The organism is Chlamydia psittaci 6BC (assembly GCF_000204255.1).
Taxonomy (GTDB): Bacteria; Chlamydiota; Chlamydiia; order Chlamydiales; family Chlamydiaceae; genus Chlamydia; species Chlamydia psittaci.
On sequence record NC_017287.1, the window covers coordinates 1,156,126 to 1,171,667 of the forward strand.

The window sequence follows — 15,542 nt, forward strand, 5'->3', positions numbered from 1 at the left end:
CAAAAGTTAAAATTATGTAGACTCCCAAGCTACAGAACGAAGCAAAGGACCGTATAAATCCTCTTTTTCATTAATATCTAATGCGGATAAATCGGACTGTAGCGTAGGCAAAGAATGAAAAGTAATTTTTGGCGCATCTTCTATAAGCGCTATAGGAGTATGTTCATTTCCCTCTCCCATACAAAGTACAGCAGAAACTGCTAAAGCATCTAAAAGATTAATTTGCGTCATACGTAGGGGACGGCCAAAACAATCAGGCTTCCCTATATAGCTGTATAGAGGAGAAAATCCATACCAACATAATCCTAATCCTAAAACACCTCGACGCATAGGTGTCGTATGGCTATCTACTATGATCACTCCTAAATTTTCTAAGCGATATCTATCCTTCAACCATAGGCCTAAAGCATTTGTTGAAGCTAATAAATCTCGCGGATATAAAACATAGTAATCCTGAGCATTGGATTCATCAATCCCCGCTGAAGGAATCAAAATTCCTTGCTTCTTAGTGAGATACATATCATGAAGCTCGGAATAAATATAAGCCTCTGATTCTTTTTTAATTAATGCTTCCTTAGTTGTTGTTTTTACATCAACAACAGCACCTTCACAAAGACTCAAAACTTTTGAAGATAAAGCAATGATCGAATTCTCCGCCAACTGCGGAAGAGACTCCTCTAAAATTTCGTAAATATCATCATGAACATGAACTCTACGAGTGACAATCGGCGAAATTTTCATAAAAACAAAATGTTAAGTTCTCTTTCTCATCTAAAACAGTTTTCCTCCACCCTTTGATTAAAGATAGAGGGAAGAAAACATCACCCTCATAACACTTGTGAATATGAGTTATGAAACACCCATCCACCATCCGATTTTCTAAAAATAAAGAAAACAATTCTCCTCCGCCAATAAGAAAAATAGAAGAAAGTTGTTCTAAACGTCTAAATTCCTCTAAAGAAGATACCCAGATTACATTCTCGAAACTTTCATGATAATCCCTGGAAAAGACAATAATCTTCCGGTTCTTCTTATACTTATCAGGAAGACCCTCAGAAGTCTTTCTCCCCATGATTAGGACATGATTTCCTATAGTTTTGGAAAAAAATTCGATATCTTCAGGATAGTTCCACGGAAGCTTTCCTTGCTTTCCCATGACTCCCCGGGGGTCACAAGCAACTATACCGAGTATTTTACACATAAACCCCAGGCCATGCTGCTGCGGATAAGACCCTGTGGTTTGCTTCAACATCATGAACACGTAAGTAATTCACGCCTTGCTGTTGTAACAAAACCGATAAGCTCACAGTTTCCCAATCACGATCTTTAGCATCATATTTCCCCAACAAAGAGAAACACGATTTCCTTGAGTGCCCTACCAACGTAGCGCAACCAAGCTCTCGGAATTTTTCCATTCTGTGTAATACATTCAATGCTTGTATGGGAGTCGTTCCGAAACCTATTCCTGGGTCAAAAATAATTTGATCTTTGCTCAATCCCAAAGCAACAAAAGCTTCAATTTGCTGCTTTCCCCAGCTTAGCAACTGGTCTGAAGCACATGTGGTAAAAGCTAACGTTTTATCAGGACGTGGAGGAAGAGAACACGAATGATTGATAACTAATAATAAATTCGCATCTCTGGCAATCTCAGCCATTTCTTTAGAGCCGCCAGAAACATCATTTATCCATCGAATTGGATAAATTTCTAAAGCTCTCTTAATAATCTCAGGATAAAATGTATCCAAGGAAACGTCTGGATATTGCATACATCCTGACCATTTTTCCGCTAAAAGCTTGAGTACCGGCTCTAAACGGGCCCACTCTTGATCTACGTCAATCAATTGCTTAATTTTAGGGTTAGTTGCTTGCGCACCAAAGTCTATTACGGAAGCCCCTTGAGCAAATAATCGCTCTGCATGAGCAACAGCTTTAGAAGGATCAATATATAATCCCCCGTCAGAAATGGAGTTATCCGTAACATTCACTATGCCCATTAAAAAAGTAGTAGGAGAAAAGCTATTCAGAATAATCTCCTGAGGACAAGGTAGACAATGGGCTATTTCTCCAAACGTTTTTAAGTGAAATTCAGAATCTGGTTGATGGAGTTTTCTAGTAGGGCATAACGATGCCACAAGAGAAAGTAAGAACGGTCTTTCTAAAATCCTATGATGAGGTATGATGATGTCATCCTGTTGGTAATTTTCATCACCATATAACAGAATATCCACATCCAGAATCCTAGGAGACCAAGGTAAGGCATTAGGATCTCTACCAAGCTTACGTTCTATATGTTTGATCCCTGACAATAACTCCTTTGGAGATAGTGCAGTCCTTCCAATAAGTACGGAATTAAAAAAAGGCAAGTCCCATTCTTTTGGTGAGTCAGGCAACAATAAAGCCTTTGTCTCCAAAATTATGGAACTTTGTAAATCTTCTATGCCCAACTCTTTTAAAAGAGAAAATGCTCTACGAAAATTTTCAAAACGGTTTCCTAGATTGGAACCTAGAGATAAACAAATAAAATGCTTGGTTATCATAGTGAAATTTCCCTACTTATCTTAAAACAAATGGGCTTCAGTAAGTTAGGAACAGGAGGGCGTTCTTTACGCACTTCTAAATCTATTTTAGAAACCTTGTCTTTTAACTTTGCTTCTAAAGCATCCATTAAAATCTTAGATAAGTGCTCTACTAAAGCACAAGGCTTACTAGAGGCTACTTCTTCTATTAAAGAAGTGATTTCAACATAACAGCATGCATCCCCAAGATCATCTGAAACACAAACAGAGGGCTCTTTAAAGAAAGAAAGGACGACAGAAACTAAAATGGGCTGCTTAAAATAACGCTCCTCTGGAGAACATCCAAGACGCACCCATACACGAAAATCTGGAATAATGAGTTGATGCGATTCTGCGGCGACACCTAAAAGTTATAAAATGATTCGAGTTATTTTCCCTTGATATTCTTTGCTTTACCCGTGATTTTTTCTTCTTCTAAAAGATCGAGGAAAGCTCGCAATTGTTTTGAACGAATCGGGTGACGCATTTTTCTCAAAGCCTTAGCTTCAATCTGACGAATACGCTCTCGAGTCACATTAAATGCTGAACCCACCTCTTCTAGTGTTTTAGGCTTGCCATCCAAAAGACCAAAACGATGAATCAAAACAAAACGTTCACGATCCGTAAGGGTTTTTAACACCTCTTTCATTTTATCTTTAAGCATAGAATAGCCTGTGGCCTCTGCTGGAGACTCCACACCAGTATCTTCCAAAAAGTCGCCAAAGGAGCTTTCGCCTCCCTCACCAACCTCTGCTTGTAAAGAAATTGGATGCTGAGCAATTTTATAAATTTCCCGCACCCGATCAGGGGTTAATCCTAACTCTTCGGCCAATTCCTCTGGTGTAGGCTCTTTGCCCGTTTCCATCATTAATTTCTTAGCACCACGAAGAACTTTGTTTATAGTTTCAATCATGTGCACAGGAATACGGATGGTTCGTGCCTGATCTGCAATAGCACGTGTAACAGCTTGACGAATCCACCATGTGGCATAAGTAGAAAATTTATATCCTCTGCGATATTCAAATTTTTCTACAGCTTTCATCAAGCCCATATTCCCCTCTTGAATCAAATCTAAGAAGGAAAGGCCGCGGTTTGTATATTTTTTAGCTATGGAAATCACTAAACGAAGGTTGGACTCAACCATTTCTTTTTTAGCTTCCTGGCTCTTGTCCATCCAACGCTGCAGCATACGCACGTCTTTTTTGAACTCTTCCAGAGTTCTTCCTGCTGCAACTTCTCGCTTGTATAATCTACGCTTAGCAGCGTCTAATTTTGCTGCTGCAAACTTATTTCTTTCTGCTCGAACCTTCAAATCATTGATTTGCTGTTCCAATTGTAAGAAAGAATCATATGCTTTAAAGACAACCTCACCGAAATCTTCGGTAACATTGTGACGACAATGGAAACAACGCAGATAAGCTTGCGTACGAATACGACACTTTTCTAAATCGTCGTTTAATTTCGCAGTCTCTTCTTTCGATAAATTATTTTGTTTTAAAGCCAACAGCAAAGACTCTAGATATGCATCTTCTTCCTTAAGCAAACTAATTAACTTAGGAAGCAGCTTTAAGAAGTGAGCTTTGTCTTCGACTTCTTTTTCTGAAATAATTTTATCAAAACGTTCTTTTCCATTGATGAGGTATTGCGCAATAGAAATAGCTTCTTTTGAAGAATAACGAAAACGTAAGATAATCCGTTCAATTTGAACTTGAGCTTTTTCTATTCTTTTAGAAATTTCAACCTCTTCCTCTCTAGTTAATAGAGGAACAGTTCCCATTTCTTTTAAATACATACGCACAGGGTCATCAGGAGTCCCCTCTGTACGCTTGGCTAAGCCCTCTAGCTCTTTGGCTTCTTTTTTTCTTTCCTTTTGTCGTTCTACATCTGCTTGGTTCAGGACTTGAATATCCATTCCCGTAAGGAAAATCAGCACCTGATCGATTTGTTCAGGCGTATCGAAAGACATGGGAAGAATCTCATTGATCTCCTCGTAAGTAATAAAGCCCTGATCCTTAGCAAGAGAAACGAGTTCTTCTAACTTTTTCTGAGCTTCTTCTTCATGAGCCGCTTCCATAGCCTGGCCATTTTGTGTATTCATGAGCATTTAATTATTGGGTTGCAACAAAATAATAGGGCCCTAGCCTTTGGGTAACAGTTTAGCCAAAGAAAGATAGGAAATCTAGGGATTTTTAATAAGCATGGTCGATGATAGGTCTATCCACGAAGAGCATCTATACGCACCGGATAAAGAACACCCAAAACATGATTGTGTAGTGGGCCTTTATTTAAAACAGTTAAACAATAGTAAAAAGGAATTTGACCATGGTTTTTTGTTTTGATTATTATTTTTCCTGATCGCTCTTTCCGATCATAAAGACGAAGATCTGCTTCCCATTGAGGTAAACCAGAAACAACGACATCTTCATCCATTTTTAAAAAATCTTCTACCCCGTATCCCGTCCAAGTTTTAAATAAAGAATTGGCGAAAACTGCCCTTTGTGATTGCGGAGTATACACAAAAAGCATTCCAAGATTTTCTTCTCTAAGACTATCAAACAACTGACGACATTCCAAGGAGTAGTTGTGCACAGAAGATTCAGATCGTATATAACGAGAAGCCGTTAAAGAAGACGCTACTTCTATATTTTCCATTTTAAAAGCGATTTTTTTTAACTCCGAAAGAAGTTGCTTGGGCAATTCTTGCGAACTCGCTTTAGCATTTCTGGGTAGATTTTCTACCATATTAGATTCCAGCTGGAGCAAGTTGCGAATTTCACACATTAAATCCTGCACCTTGGATTCCAACTTTCCAATGTAGACTTGTCGCACATCCAACATGTTGTGCTGTTCTGTAAAAGTTGCCTGGTACTCTTCATTAAGTACTTGCTGATAAGCTAAAGCTTCAGCAAGTTCTCGATTGAGTTCCCGACTTTCTTCTTCCTTTTCACGGCACTCTTGAGATAAGGCATCTAATTGTAACTGCAGACATTGGTTCTCTTCCCTTAAATGAGCGACTAACCCCTCCAATTTCTGCATATCTGCCTTGGTTTTCATAAATACTCCACGAACGTGAAGTAGTTGATTCAGGAGTTTCTGATTCTGTGACCTCAATTGTTGACTTTCGTATTGGCGTTCTTCAACTGACTCACAGATTTTTCTTAACCCCTCATCTTTCTCAATAATTTTACGAATTTTAGTCTGTAAAAGTTGACCCGCTGCTGTTTTTAACTGCTTTTCTCTAAGTCCGATAGAGAAAAACCATCCAACCAAGGAAATAATAGAAAAAACAAAGTAGCTATATTTTTTTTGAGAATCAGACAAAAAAGGTAGACAAACGAGGGGAAGAAGAAATGCAACTATAGGGAAGAGGTAGTTATGATACCGAGCTATTGGGTGAAAAAATTTTTTCACAAACAACATAAAAATTCTCATCCTTTTCTCATGAACTCATAAAGTTAGCTTTACTTTTCGAGTCTTTTTAGAAAAAACCATGCGATTAATTCTATTTTTTATGTTTGCATAAAAGTTTATTTATCTCTCCCATAAAATACAGTCCATTTCCTCTGTTTTTATTTCTTTTTATTGTTCTTTCTTTTACAATCGCCCCCTTATTGTAACATAGTACCTCACTTATCAAATCTTAACTGAAATGTTAAGACAGGTTGACTCTTTCAAATAAAAAAGACTTGTTTTTGGAGTAACAATGGCACCCAAGAAAACAACTAAAAAGGGCGGTCCAAAAAAGCGGCCTTCTGCAGAAAAGCGTATTATAACTTCGCAAAAACGTTATTTGATCAATCAAAGTTTTAAGTCAAAAGCAAAGACAATGATGAAGAAATTTGAAGCAGCCTTAAAAGCTGGTGATCAGACAACCATTGCTTCTGGATTACAGTTAGTCTACAGCGTAGCTGACAAAGCTGTAAAAAGGGGCATTTTTAAACAAAATAAAGCCGCTCGTATCAAATCACGTGCTACCCTACGAGCTAATGCAAAAATATAATTTTAATTTATAGGTAATTATGACTACTTCCTGCTTTAGTAGATGTTGTCCCACTCTATCTAACATTCCTCTTTGTCCCGACTTAACAACGTGTTGTGATCAGATTCGACTAAATGCTACGAAACTTCATAATAGTATTAGTCTTCTGGGAGATGTGTTTGGAATTTTAGGTTCCTCTACAATGATTGCTAAAGCATCCCTAAATCCAGAGAACACCAACACTCTAATGCGACTTACCTCATTAGAAAATGCGTGTGGAATAGCTGTAGGATTAAACAGCTGTGTAGATACAGTAACCCTGGTCTCTCAGTTATTAACAGGTGCTATGTTCTATGAAGTAGACTCTGCTACCGGAAGTTTCAAAATAGTTACCAAAAATATACAAAAACCCAATGGGGAAGTAGAAATTGTTTCCAGTCGTATACTAAGATCGCCTCTTGCTATTGCAAGCAAAGTGACTCGCTTAGCTTCTAAAGCGACAGGAAGCGCTTGCTTACTCTCTGATTTGAAACTTGTAAATTTAGCAAAACATGCGAAAGGTTTAGGCGGTATTTCTACCGGCTTATCCGCTATTAGTTCTGCTTGCGGCGCTGTTGATGACGTTATCAGCATCGTCTCTACTTTACGCTCAACAGACTTTGATCCTTCTTACGAAGATCTTGTCCAACGTCGTGTAACATTAAGAGAGAAATTCTTCTCCTTACTGTGCAATTTTGTCGATTTAGTCGCGGATATTCTTTGTTTATTTGCTAATTTTGCTCCTGCGTTGTTAGGACCTCAATCTGCTCTCATTATTGGTTCTTTCTTCCTGATGTCTGCCGTTCTAAACTTTGTTCAAGATTCTATGAGTTTATAAGATCTGTTTCTAAAGAAGACGATCTACCCCATAAGTATACTTATGGGGTTTTTTTATGATCTTATACAACGTCTCTCGATCAGCCCACACATCTATGTTGTTCTTTGCACGTGTGATCGCTGTGTAAAGAATAGAAATGTCAAAAGTTTCACACCCTTTAGGGATAATAACAATGACGTCCTCGTACTCACTTCCCTGACTTTTATGCACTGACATAGCGTAGTTATAGGTATAATAAGAAAACTCTTTGGCATCGATAAAGCGAGAGTGAGAAAAAAATAACTTTTGCGTCTTTGGGCAAAGGTACCCCGTATCACCATTAAATAGCCCCCAAGCTTCATAACGTTCTGTTATCATAATAGGAATGGGTAACTCTGGATGTGTTTTTTGTATTTCATGAAAGAGCAGTTCATTTAAGCGTAGGTATCCCCAAGGACCATGTCGCATAGGAGTTAAAACACACAATTGTGTTTGAGATGAGGGGGTATTTATAAACGCCTCTTTAATCATAGAAAGTGCAGTGAGCAAAGGAGGCAAAGGGGTAAAAGGAATGGCTTGTCTTTCTAAAACAGCTCTAGCAAAATTTTGAACTCTATTTGTTTTAGCTCTGTGAGAAACATGAAGATGTAGAGCTCTTTCAGGGAAACGTGCTATCAAATCTTGAAGAGGATTTCCGGCGCCAACACCTATGGGGGGGAGCTGATTCTCATCTCCCAATATAATTAAATTATCAGCAATGATTTTCCCGTGTTTATTTTCCCCTGATAAAGTGTTGACTAGGCTATGCAGAAGACTAAATGTCACCATAGACCCCTCATCAACTAATAATAAATCAAAAGAAGCGCACTGGTGATACGCATGTTCTTGCAAGAATCGGTGTATTGTTTGGATTGTGACACTAGACTCAGAAATATGATGTTTAGAGAGTATGTGACGGATATGAGAGGTTGCTTTTCCTGTAGGAGAGACTATAGCAATACGGATTTTAGGATACTGCTTAATTAACGCGATGATTATCTGTACAGCAAGAAATGTCTTCCCTGTTCCCGGCCCACCACAGATCAAAGAAAAACAACTGTTAACAGCTTTGTGAAAAACCTCATTTTGCTCCTGAGATAAACTCGACAGAGTTGTTGTAGTCAGGCTGTACCGATTAGAAGCTTGTGACAACAAAGAGAGTTTTTTAAAAAGTTTCTCACGAACTGTATATAAAGATTTTAAATAAATTTTATTATTTTCTATCACAAACAACGACGACAAAACATCGTGAGGAAGAGCCTGAAAATATTCATAAAACAGCTTTTCAGAAATTCCGGATACTGAAGGGAATAAACGCTCATTTTCTATACTAAGAAAGGGATAACCACAACGCCAAAGAGCAGAAGAAATAGCCAGAAATGCAAACGCTTTTTTTGATTCTGGAGAGATATGGCGCTTCGCAAAAGCTAGGTCCAAAGGTAGAACAATCTGTTGTTGAACTACATCATAAAGAAGGTGAGAAACATCCGGGCTTAACGAAAGCATGAACTCTATGCATTTTACCCCTTTTTATAACTCGTTTCGAGATCTTTGGGTAGATGTTTTTGGCATAATGCTAGTGCTTTCTGAACTTTAGAATCATACAAACGCTCATTCGAGGGTAAAGCATTTAGACAATCCCAAGCTTCTAAATAACTCTTATTTTCAAACAGGCATAATCCTAACAAACGATAGGTTAATGGTGAGGGGGCAATTTTGGTAAGCCATAAGCTATAAAAATAACATTTATGATACTCACCTTGAATGTATAAGAATTCTGCATCGGCTAAAAAATTTGCTATCTCCTCTTCACATATGGTGATAGGAGTTAATCCCTCATCTGTGATGAAATCCTCTAACTTCAGTAAACGTGTAATCGCATGTCCCGACAACATTTGCTTATACGCTTGCTTGATAAATAGAAAAACAAGGTTCTCACTTTCTATATCATAGTCGGTAAACTGTAAAATGAGGTGGAGCAAATTCAAAGCTTTATCATCACAATTTCCCTGATGCCATAACTGCTTAGCTTCTTTCATTAAATAATGCACAAGCTGTTGTCTATCTATGTCATAAGACTGTATCTCCTCCCAAAGATTGAGATACTTTCTTAGATTAGTGTAACTTAGATCATCATTAGCAATAATATCTTTAAGAGACTCGGGAGAGATGATCAACTTCTCGCTTACCCATAAACCCGCATCTAAAATTTTTAACACTGAGAGTGTTTGTTGAGCTTTTGTGGTTTGTACCTTTTGTACATTTGCTGATAGAATGGTTCCAAAGGTATCTACAAGACGTTTCTTAAGCGATTCTATCTCAAAAGAAACAATTGAGTTACATATCTGAGTAACCTGTTCAGGATGCGAAAAAAACTTCTCTACTAACGGTTGGATTACCAAATCATATTTAGGATCAAAGTAAAAACGTTCCCAATTCTTAATTATCTGCATTAAAGGAGATAGACGTTCTTGAGGAACAATAAAAAGATGTTCTACAAGCATCGAAAATAATTCTTCTTGAGGAATAAATTTTTCGTAGGATCTTTGATCCACAGCGTGAACTTTCTTCTTATAAAAAAGAATCATCTCATAGTAATCTGGATAAATCCTACAAAAATTCGACTGTTTTAATTCTAAAAAGTAACTTCTACTAAGCATTAAAACAGCATAATCGTAAATTTCAGAATTCCAATCACATTCTCTTTTTAGTAACTTTTCGATGGTACGATGAAGAATAGTTCTTCCTGAAGAAAATTCCCCGAGTTCTATCAAGCAATGAGCTTCTATATTACCTAAAAAGAAGTCGGAAACCAGTTGCTGTATGTTTAAATCTAATAATGAAAATTCGGTATCTTTTACTTGATTCCTCCATACTGATAATGCGTGTAAAGCTTTATCAAAATGTCTTTGCTTATAATTTAAAAGAAACTCAAACAAAGGAAGATAATGAGACTTGGGAAACTGCTGATACAAAGTATCAACGAACACCTCCATTTGTTCTATATTCTCAGAGAAAAAAGCATTGAGAATACGCCCTCCTATCACCTCTTCTTTAAATAAGAATTGCGTTTTTTCTACTTCGTTATAAATCTTAGAAAAGACTTTCTCTGACTGGCTCATGTTTTTCTGCTTTTGCAGAATAAATCCTTGGAAACAAAGAAGACACTGGCGTTGTTGACTCGGGAGCAAGCGTTGTAAAAAAGACTCTACTTGTTCTTTTTGACCATTAACCCATAGTGTAGCAGCTTGTGTGCTTTCTGATGATGTCACTGAAGGGTTGTGCGAGGAACATAAAAAATAAAGCCCCCCTCCCATGGCAAAGCATGAAAGAAAAAATGCGCAAAACAGGATATAGCGAACCATCAGAGCCTCTGCCGGCTTTTCGAAACCGTCGTTTTTAATTAATTTTTAACATGTTAAAGTTAAATTATATATACAGGGTTGTCTTTATGCAAAATTATTTTTAATCAGAAAAAAATTAAAAAATTGTAAAGGGTCTTTGAAAAATAAAAGATTTTGTATTAGTTACTCAAATAATATAGCCTACCTTGTTTGCTCATGCTTACGGATAAAATTATATTATTTGTTACCGAAGACAGTAGTATATCTTTACAACTAAAAGAGTTTGCTCAGAATGTAGAGTATAACATTGTTGTCTCTTCTACGCTTACTGACACTCCTGAAGCTGATTTAATTTTCTGTGAATACTTACTTCTCCCTGAAGCTATGTTTTCTAGTAAAATTTCTTCAGAAACAGATTTAGTTGTATTATTTGATGTATTTGAAGAAGAGGCTATTGTAAAAATTCTGAATAACGGTGCGAGCGGTTATCTACTTCGCCCTATAACAGTTAAAGTTATAGATGCTGTTATTCGTGCTTTTTTACGCAATCATCATCATTTCGAACATGCCATTCCTGAATCCATATCTTTTGGTGATCGAACATTCCATCTTTTAAATCTTTCTATAGAATCACCTCAAGGAACCACCCATCTAACTCCTTCAGAAGCTGGAATATTAAAAAAACTACTTATGAATCGTGGTCAGTTGTGTTTAAGAAAACACCTGCTTGAGGAAATAAAAGGGAACACCAAAGAAATTATAGCTAGAAATGTCGATGTACATATCGCTTCTTTAAGAAAAAAACTTGGGCCTTATGGTTCTAAAATTTCTACAATTCGCGGTGTTGGTTATTTATTTTCAGAAAATGATAACCTGCCTCCAGAATCAAGCGAAGAACCCACACCTCCCTATCCTTCTAACAGCTTTTGATTACTCCTTGTCACTAAATCGTCATAACTAGACAATATCCTAAAAAGCTATGACCTGCCATGATACTTGCATCTGTTTTATTTTCCCCCGAAGATTTTTCTTTTCCTGAACTCATTACAGAAGCGTATTATACTTGGGATATTTTAGCATTAATAGATAGAAAATTATCCACGCATGTGTTCTCAGGAATTCATGGAACTGTAGAATCTGGAGCTTTTTTAAAAAATATAGAAAGCATAGAAATTGCTGAAGGAGCTTATGTAGAGTCTGGAGCCTATATTGTAGGTCCTTGCATCATAGGCCCACAAACAGAAGTCCGTCACGGAGCTTATATACGAGGGAGTGTGATCACAGGCACAGGTTGTGTTATTGGACACTGTACAGAAGTAAAAAAAGCCTATTTTGGTCATTATGCCAAAGCTGGTCATTTCGCTTATATTGGAGATTCTGTATTAGGTTCAGAAGTCAATCTCGGTGCAGGTGTGCGTTGTGCGAATTTTCGCCTTGATGGGAAAAACATTTCTGTGAATTGCGCTGAAGGTCGTGTGGATACCAAACTAAGAAAAGTAGGTGCCTTTCTTGGTAAAAACGTTTCTGTAGGTTGCAACACTGTTATTAATCCTGGGCATTGTATTCCAGCTCATACAACAATTTATCCCGGAAAAGTTATCTAGTTTAAGGCAAATTCTATGGTCGTTATGGATATTTTCGAAGCTTACCGCGTAATGATAGAAACTGGTATAGAGGATTCTTTAGATGAGTTTGGTCCTAAAGGATTCTCTATACGAGCGCCTGTAGAATATGCGTTAACAAGCGGTGGTAAACGCATTCGCCCTATGTTAGTATGTATGATTGCTAAAGGTCTCGATATGGGTAGAGATGTTTTAGATTCTGCATTAGCTATAGAATTCATCCATACCTCCACGTTAATCGCTGATGATCTTCCTTGTATGGATGATGATGATGAGCGTCGTGGGCGTCCTACAGTACATAAAGCTTTCGATGAAGCTTCTGCTTTATTAGCATCTTATGCTTTGATTCCTGCTGCATATTCGCGAATTCGTTTAAATGCAAAAAAACTCAAATCAGCAGGTGTCGATTCTAAAGAAGTAGATTATGCTTATGATATGATTTCTGATATCACCGATAAAAATTTTGGCGTCCACGGTGTTTTAGGAGGACAATATGAAGATATGTTCTTCAATAATGAGGGTCCTGAACATGTGCAATCTATCATTCATAAAAAAACAGGAGCCCTGTTTGAAATCGCTTGTGTCTCCGGTTGGTTGTTTGGAGGAGGAACACCCGAATGTGTTCCACAAGTACGAGAATTCTCTCAAACCTTTGGTCTGCTTTTTCAAATAAAAGATGATATTTTGGATATACATCAAGATGATCAAGATGTAGGGCTAAATTACGCGTTATTATTTGGTGTGGATGCTGCCAAAGACCTTTTAAAGAGCTCCAAAGACCAGTGCTTTAGCTTAATAAACCATCTTAAGCAACACGGGTTAAAAGACACTTCAGAATTAGAAATGCTTATAGAATATGTGGGTATTCGAGATTACTAATGCGTATGTAAAAATCTGGGTGAGAGGATTTGAACCTCCGCCCCCTTGCACCCCATGCAAGTGCGCTACCAGGCTGCGCTACACCCAGGAAATACTAGTTTACAAACAGGTTATTCCTTCAAACTGGAACTCACATTTTTTAAATTCTGCAACGCCTATCTGAGCACACCTTTCAATAATAGTTTCTAAAGTATCCCCTGCCGAGACATCAGCGGATTCTATGTCTACTGCTATAGAAGCTGTAAAAGATGCTCCTCCTTTTTCTCCTCTGACTTTGAAGTTCACAAAAATTCCTTGCTTAGTTTTGGAAATATTTTTAAATCTCACTAAGTTATTATCGATAAGGTTTTTCATTTTATGACCTTCGCCTTCGAAAGCAATAAAAATACCAACCTCTAAGGTTCCTGTAAACGTAAAGATTATATTTAAGAAGTTGCTAAAAAGATCTTTTACGCGATTCTTGTTTTATCCTACCCAAATCACATTCGGAATAATCTACAAATTTAAAAAATGATTCGTATACGGGATCAAACCTGATGACCTCTTTAACCATGTCTATGGCTATTTTTCTATAATTTTCATGTCCTTGTACTTGTGAACGTAGTTCGCAAAGCCACTGTAATGCCCTTCCGTTGATATGGAAAAACCAACGTATGTTGTAAGCTAGAGGAACGACATACTGAGCTTCTTCTGGAAACTCTAAAGAAATTTGGTTGTAAGCTTCTTCAGCTTTTTCCATAGCTTCTCTAAAATCTTTTTCCATAGGGGTGTCTAACAACTGCTCAGGAATGTGGTAGCCGAGATTTGTCGTGAGTAATTGACGTTCTTGAGTCAGAATTCGATGTCTTTGAAGATCTCTATAAGCTCCAAAATCCGCAGTGATATCAAATCCGAATTCTAAACACTCCAACCCTCGTGGAGATTTATGTCTACGATTTTCTCTAGATGAAGATCCTGCTTCTAAAACACGGATCAGATCTTCTCTAGGCATAGATTTACAGATATTGATAAGCTCTTCGTAGGTATGTTCTGAATAAGGAAAAAGGAATCCTGCAGCTACTTTATATATGCCTTCAGGATCTCCATAAACTAAGCGTACTCCCGTTTGTTTAGACGGATGCGATCCCCCACTAAATTTCTCAGCCAAGCTCGTTAATTGTTCTCTGAGAGTTTGTCGATAGCTTAGCATAGCTTGATGGTGGTGGTGGTGTGATTCTGCACGGCTAACAAAAGAGGGAATGATTTTCATGAGTTCGGTTAAAGAAGACTCGCCAATTTGTCTAATTTCCGTGAGATTGTGTCCCTGAATTTTATGCAATAAGGTCTGCCAGAATCTTCCATTACCAAAGAATCCTAAATTCGTTAGGGTTGCAGCAGGAAGAAGTCCCCGCAAACAATCTAAAACTTTAGCTCTTAAAGAAATGGTATATGCAGACTGAGATACTTCGGATTCCTTCGGATAGATCTTTTCAAAATAAGTACGTACTTTTGGAATCAAATCCGCATACGTATCAAACAAGAAATCACACGTCCCCAAAAACACGTCTTTAAAGGCCGAGGTCATTAAAATAGGGTCGCGGTAATATAAATACTCCCCTTTCACTTTTTGATCGAAATACACGTATCTAGAAGACTTTTCTAAAGGAGACCCTCCTATACGAGCATCTTCTAGTATCTTTGCAGCAAGCATAGAAACACTTTCTATAGCAAGATGAGCACCACCTAATTCACCTATAGAATCATCTCCAAACCCATCAAGAACTCGTCTATAAAAATCAGCTGCTTTATGTATTCCGACTTCAAAATCCACTCCGGAACTATCTAAGAAATCGCCCCCTTCACCTTCTAAGAACTCCTTTAAAAGTAAAGAACGTAAACCCAATGTGGACCGAGAATATTTAGAAAATAAGGCTCCTTTCACCACTTCAGGAAGATTCTTCAAAGCAAAAATGTTTGTTTCTAGGTTGGTAACGAAATGAGACAAACTCTTCCTTTGTTCTGAAGAAAACTCATCATCTCTGCTCAACATGAAAAACCTCAAAAATTAAAAAGACTGCCACATGGATTAGAAAAAAACCAAAACGTTTTTACTTAAAAATCCTGTTGAAAAATGGTTGATCTTGTGTTCACAAACATGCAAAATCTCGATTTATTTACAAACTGAACAATGTTTTAACAAAGTTTTAAACATGTTAACCACGTTGTTTTCCCTCTATAAACCGAGTTTTAAACAGTTTCCATACCCCCTAAAGAAGAAGAAGTAATATT

15 protein-coding genes and 1 tRNA gene are annotated in these 15,542 nt (G+C 37.4%); 5 read left to right on the top strand and 11 right to left on the bottom strand.

Annotated features, from left to right (window positions below; all coding sequences use genetic code 11):
• Nucleotides 1-12: 12 nt before the first annotated feature.
• The 6 genes from G5O_RS10150 to G5O_RS10175 form a co-directional block, all read right to left on the bottom strand.
• Nucleotides 13-741: a putative folate metabolism gamma-glutamate ligase gene (locus G5O_RS10150; RefSeq protein WP_006343657.1), complete on the bottom strand. Its 729-nt coding sequence runs from the start codon at nucleotides 739-741 to the stop codon at nucleotides 13-15.
• Nucleotides 713-1,201, bottom strand: coding sequence for a dihydrofolate reductase (locus G5O_RS10155; RefSeq protein ID WP_013462763.1), 489 nt, complete (start codon nucleotides 1,199-1,201; stop codon nucleotides 713-715). The genes G5O_RS10150 and G5O_RS10155 overlap by 29 nt, the downstream gene beginning before the upstream one ends.
• Nucleotides 1,194-2,537, bottom strand: a complete 1,344-nt coding sequence (folP, locus tag G5O_RS10160; RefSeq protein ID WP_006343659.1) for a dihydropteroate synthase — start codon at nucleotides 2,535-2,537, stop codon at nucleotides 1,194-1,196. The genes G5O_RS10155 and folP overlap by 8 nt, the downstream gene beginning before the upstream one ends.
• Nucleotides 2,534-2,893: a dihydroneopterin aldolase gene (gene folB, locus G5O_RS10165; protein ID WP_028444378.1), complete on the bottom strand. Its 360-nt coding sequence runs from the start codon at nucleotides 2,891-2,893 to the stop codon at nucleotides 2,534-2,536. The genes folP and folB overlap by 4 nt, the downstream gene beginning before the upstream one ends.
• 50 nt (nucleotides 2,894-2,943) lie before the next feature.
• On the bottom strand, nucleotides 2,944-4,659 hold the full coding sequence (locus G5O_RS10170) for an RNA polymerase sigma factor (protein ID WP_006343661.1): 1,716 nt from the start codon (nucleotides 4,657-4,659) through the stop codon (nucleotides 2,944-2,946).
• A 110-nt stretch (nucleotides 4,660-4,769) separates the two neighbouring features.
• Nucleotides 4,770-5,975: a hypothetical protein gene (locus tag G5O_RS10175; RefSeq protein WP_006343662.1), complete on the bottom strand. Its 1,206-nt coding sequence runs from the start codon at nucleotides 5,973-5,975 to the stop codon at nucleotides 4,770-4,772.
• A 283-nt stretch (nucleotides 5,976-6,258) separates the two neighbouring features.
• Between G5O_RS10175 and rpsT the strand changes: the two genes are divergently transcribed.
• Nucleotides 6,259-6,555, top strand: a complete 297-nt coding sequence (gene rpsT, locus G5O_RS10180; RefSeq protein ID WP_013462764.1) for a 30S ribosomal protein S20 — start codon at nucleotides 6,259-6,261, stop codon at nucleotides 6,553-6,555.
• Nucleotides 6,556-6,736: 181 nt separating this feature from the next.
• Complete coding sequence (locus G5O_RS10185; protein WP_006343664.1) at nucleotides 6,737-7,411, top strand: hypothetical protein; 675 nt, start codon at nucleotides 6,737-6,739, stop codon at nucleotides 7,409-7,411.
• A 9-nt stretch (nucleotides 7,412-7,420) separates the two neighbouring features.
• Here the strand turns inward: G5O_RS10185 and recD are convergent, their stop codons facing one another.
• Both recD and G5O_RS10195 read right to left on the bottom strand, forming a co-directional pair.
• A complete protein-coding gene (gene recD / locus G5O_RS10190) occupies nucleotides 7,421-8,935 on the bottom strand; it encodes an exodeoxyribonuclease V subunit alpha (RefSeq protein ID WP_006343665.1) in 1,515 nt (504 codons plus the stop codon).
• 14 nt (nucleotides 8,936-8,949) lie between these two features.
• Nucleotides 8,950-10,794, bottom strand: a complete 1,845-nt coding sequence (locus tag G5O_RS10195) for a DUF1347 family protein (protein WP_006343666.1) — start codon at nucleotides 10,792-10,794, stop codon at nucleotides 8,950-8,952.
• Between the two features lie 195 nt (nucleotides 10,795-10,989).
• Between G5O_RS10195 and G5O_RS10200 the strand changes: the two genes are divergently transcribed.
• Genes G5O_RS10200 through G5O_RS10210 form a run of 3 tightly spaced genes read left to right on the top strand, consistent with a single transcriptional unit; the run spans nucleotide 10,990 to nucleotide 13,274 of the window.
• Complete coding sequence (locus G5O_RS10200; RefSeq protein WP_006343667.1) at nucleotides 10,990-11,703, top strand: response regulator transcription factor; 714 nt, start codon at nucleotides 10,990-10,992, stop codon at nucleotides 11,701-11,703.
• Nucleotides 11,704-11,762: 59 nt separating this feature from the next.
• A complete protein-coding gene (locus tag G5O_RS10205; RefSeq protein WP_006343668.1) occupies nucleotides 11,763-12,377 on the top strand; it encodes an LbetaH domain-containing protein in 615 nt (204 codons plus the stop codon).
• Between the two features lie 15 nt (nucleotides 12,378-12,392).
• Entirely contained in the window at nucleotides 12,393-13,274 is an 882-nt protein-coding gene (locus G5O_RS10210) for a polyprenyl synthetase family protein (RefSeq protein WP_013462767.1), read from the top strand.
• A gap of 14 nt (nucleotides 13,275-13,288) precedes the next feature.
• Here G5O_RS10210 and G5O_RS10215 read toward each other — a convergent pair.
• The 3 genes from G5O_RS10215 to G5O_RS10225 form a co-directional block, all read right to left on the bottom strand.
• Nucleotides 13,289-13,362: transfer RNA gene (locus G5O_RS10215), tRNA-Pro, on the bottom strand.
• An 11-nt stretch (nucleotides 13,363-13,373) separates the two neighbouring features.
• Nucleotides 13,374-13,628: a hypothetical protein gene (locus tag G5O_RS10220; protein WP_006343670.1), complete on the bottom strand. Its 255-nt coding sequence runs from the start codon at nucleotides 13,626-13,628 to the stop codon at nucleotides 13,374-13,376.
• 82 nt (nucleotides 13,629-13,710) lie between these two features.
• Nucleotides 13,711-15,303 (bottom strand): FAD-dependent thymidylate synthase, encoded by a 1,593-nt coding sequence (locus G5O_RS10225; RefSeq protein ID WP_006343671.1) that lies wholly within the window; start codon nucleotides 15,301-15,303, stop codon nucleotides 13,711-13,713.
• Nucleotides 15,304-15,542: the final 239 nt, after the last annotated feature.

What these genes read in the sequence shown, in the direction of transcription:
- recD (WP_006343665.1), bottom strand. Translation starts at nt 8,935, where the DNA reads ATGCTTTCGTTAAGCCCGGATGTTTCTCACCTTCTTTATGATGTAGTT.
- G5O_RS10185 (WP_006343664.1), top strand. Translation starts at nt 6,737, where the DNA reads ATGATTGCTAAAGCATCCCTAAATCCAGAGAACACCAACACTCTAATG.
- G5O_RS10150 (WP_006343657.1), bottom strand. Translation starts at nt 741, where the DNA reads ATGAAAATTTCGCCGATTGTCACTCGTAGAGTTCATGTTCATGATGAT.
- G5O_RS10200 (WP_006343667.1), top strand. Translation starts at nt 10,990, where the DNA reads ATGCTTACGGATAAAATTATATTATTTGTTACCGAAGACAGTAGTATA.
- G5O_RS10170 (WP_006343661.1), bottom strand. Translation starts at nt 4,659, where the DNA reads ATGCTCATGAATACACAAAATGGCCAGGCTATGGAAGCGGCTCATGAA.
- G5O_RS10225 (WP_006343671.1), bottom strand. Translation starts at nt 15,303, where the DNA reads ATGTTGAGCAGAGATGATGAGTTTTCTTCAGAACAAAGGAAGAGTTTG.
- G5O_RS10210 (WP_013462767.1), top strand. Translation starts at nt 12,393, where the DNA reads ATGGTCGTTATGGATATTTTCGAAGCTTACCGCGTAATGATAGAAACT.
- G5O_RS10205 (WP_006343668.1), top strand. Translation starts at nt 11,763, where the DNA reads ATGATACTTGCATCTGTTTTATTTTCCCCCGAAGATTTTTCTTTTCCT.
- G5O_RS10195 (WP_006343666.1), bottom strand. Translation starts at nt 10,794, where the DNA reads ATGGTTCGCTATATCCTGTTTTGCGCATTTTTTCTTTCATGCTTTGCC.
- rpsT (WP_013462764.1), top strand. Translation starts at nt 6,259, where the DNA reads ATGGCACCCAAGAAAACAACTAAAAAGGGCGGTCCAAAAAAGCGGCCT.
- G5O_RS10155 (WP_013462763.1), bottom strand. Translation starts at nt 1,201, where the DNA reads ATGTGTAAAATACTCGGTATAGTTGCTTGTGACCCCCGGGGAGTCATG.
- G5O_RS10220 (WP_006343670.1), bottom strand. Translation starts at nt 13,628, where the DNA reads ATGAAAAACCTTATCGATAATAACTTAGTGAGATTTAAAAATATTTCC.
- folP (WP_006343659.1), bottom strand. Translation starts at nt 2,537, where the DNA reads ATGATAACCAAGCATTTTATTTGTTTATCTCTAGGTTCCAATCTAGGA.
- G5O_RS10175 (WP_006343662.1), bottom strand. Translation starts at nt 5,975, where the DNA reads ATGTTGTTTGTGAAAAAATTTTTTCACCCAATAGCTCGGTATCATAAC.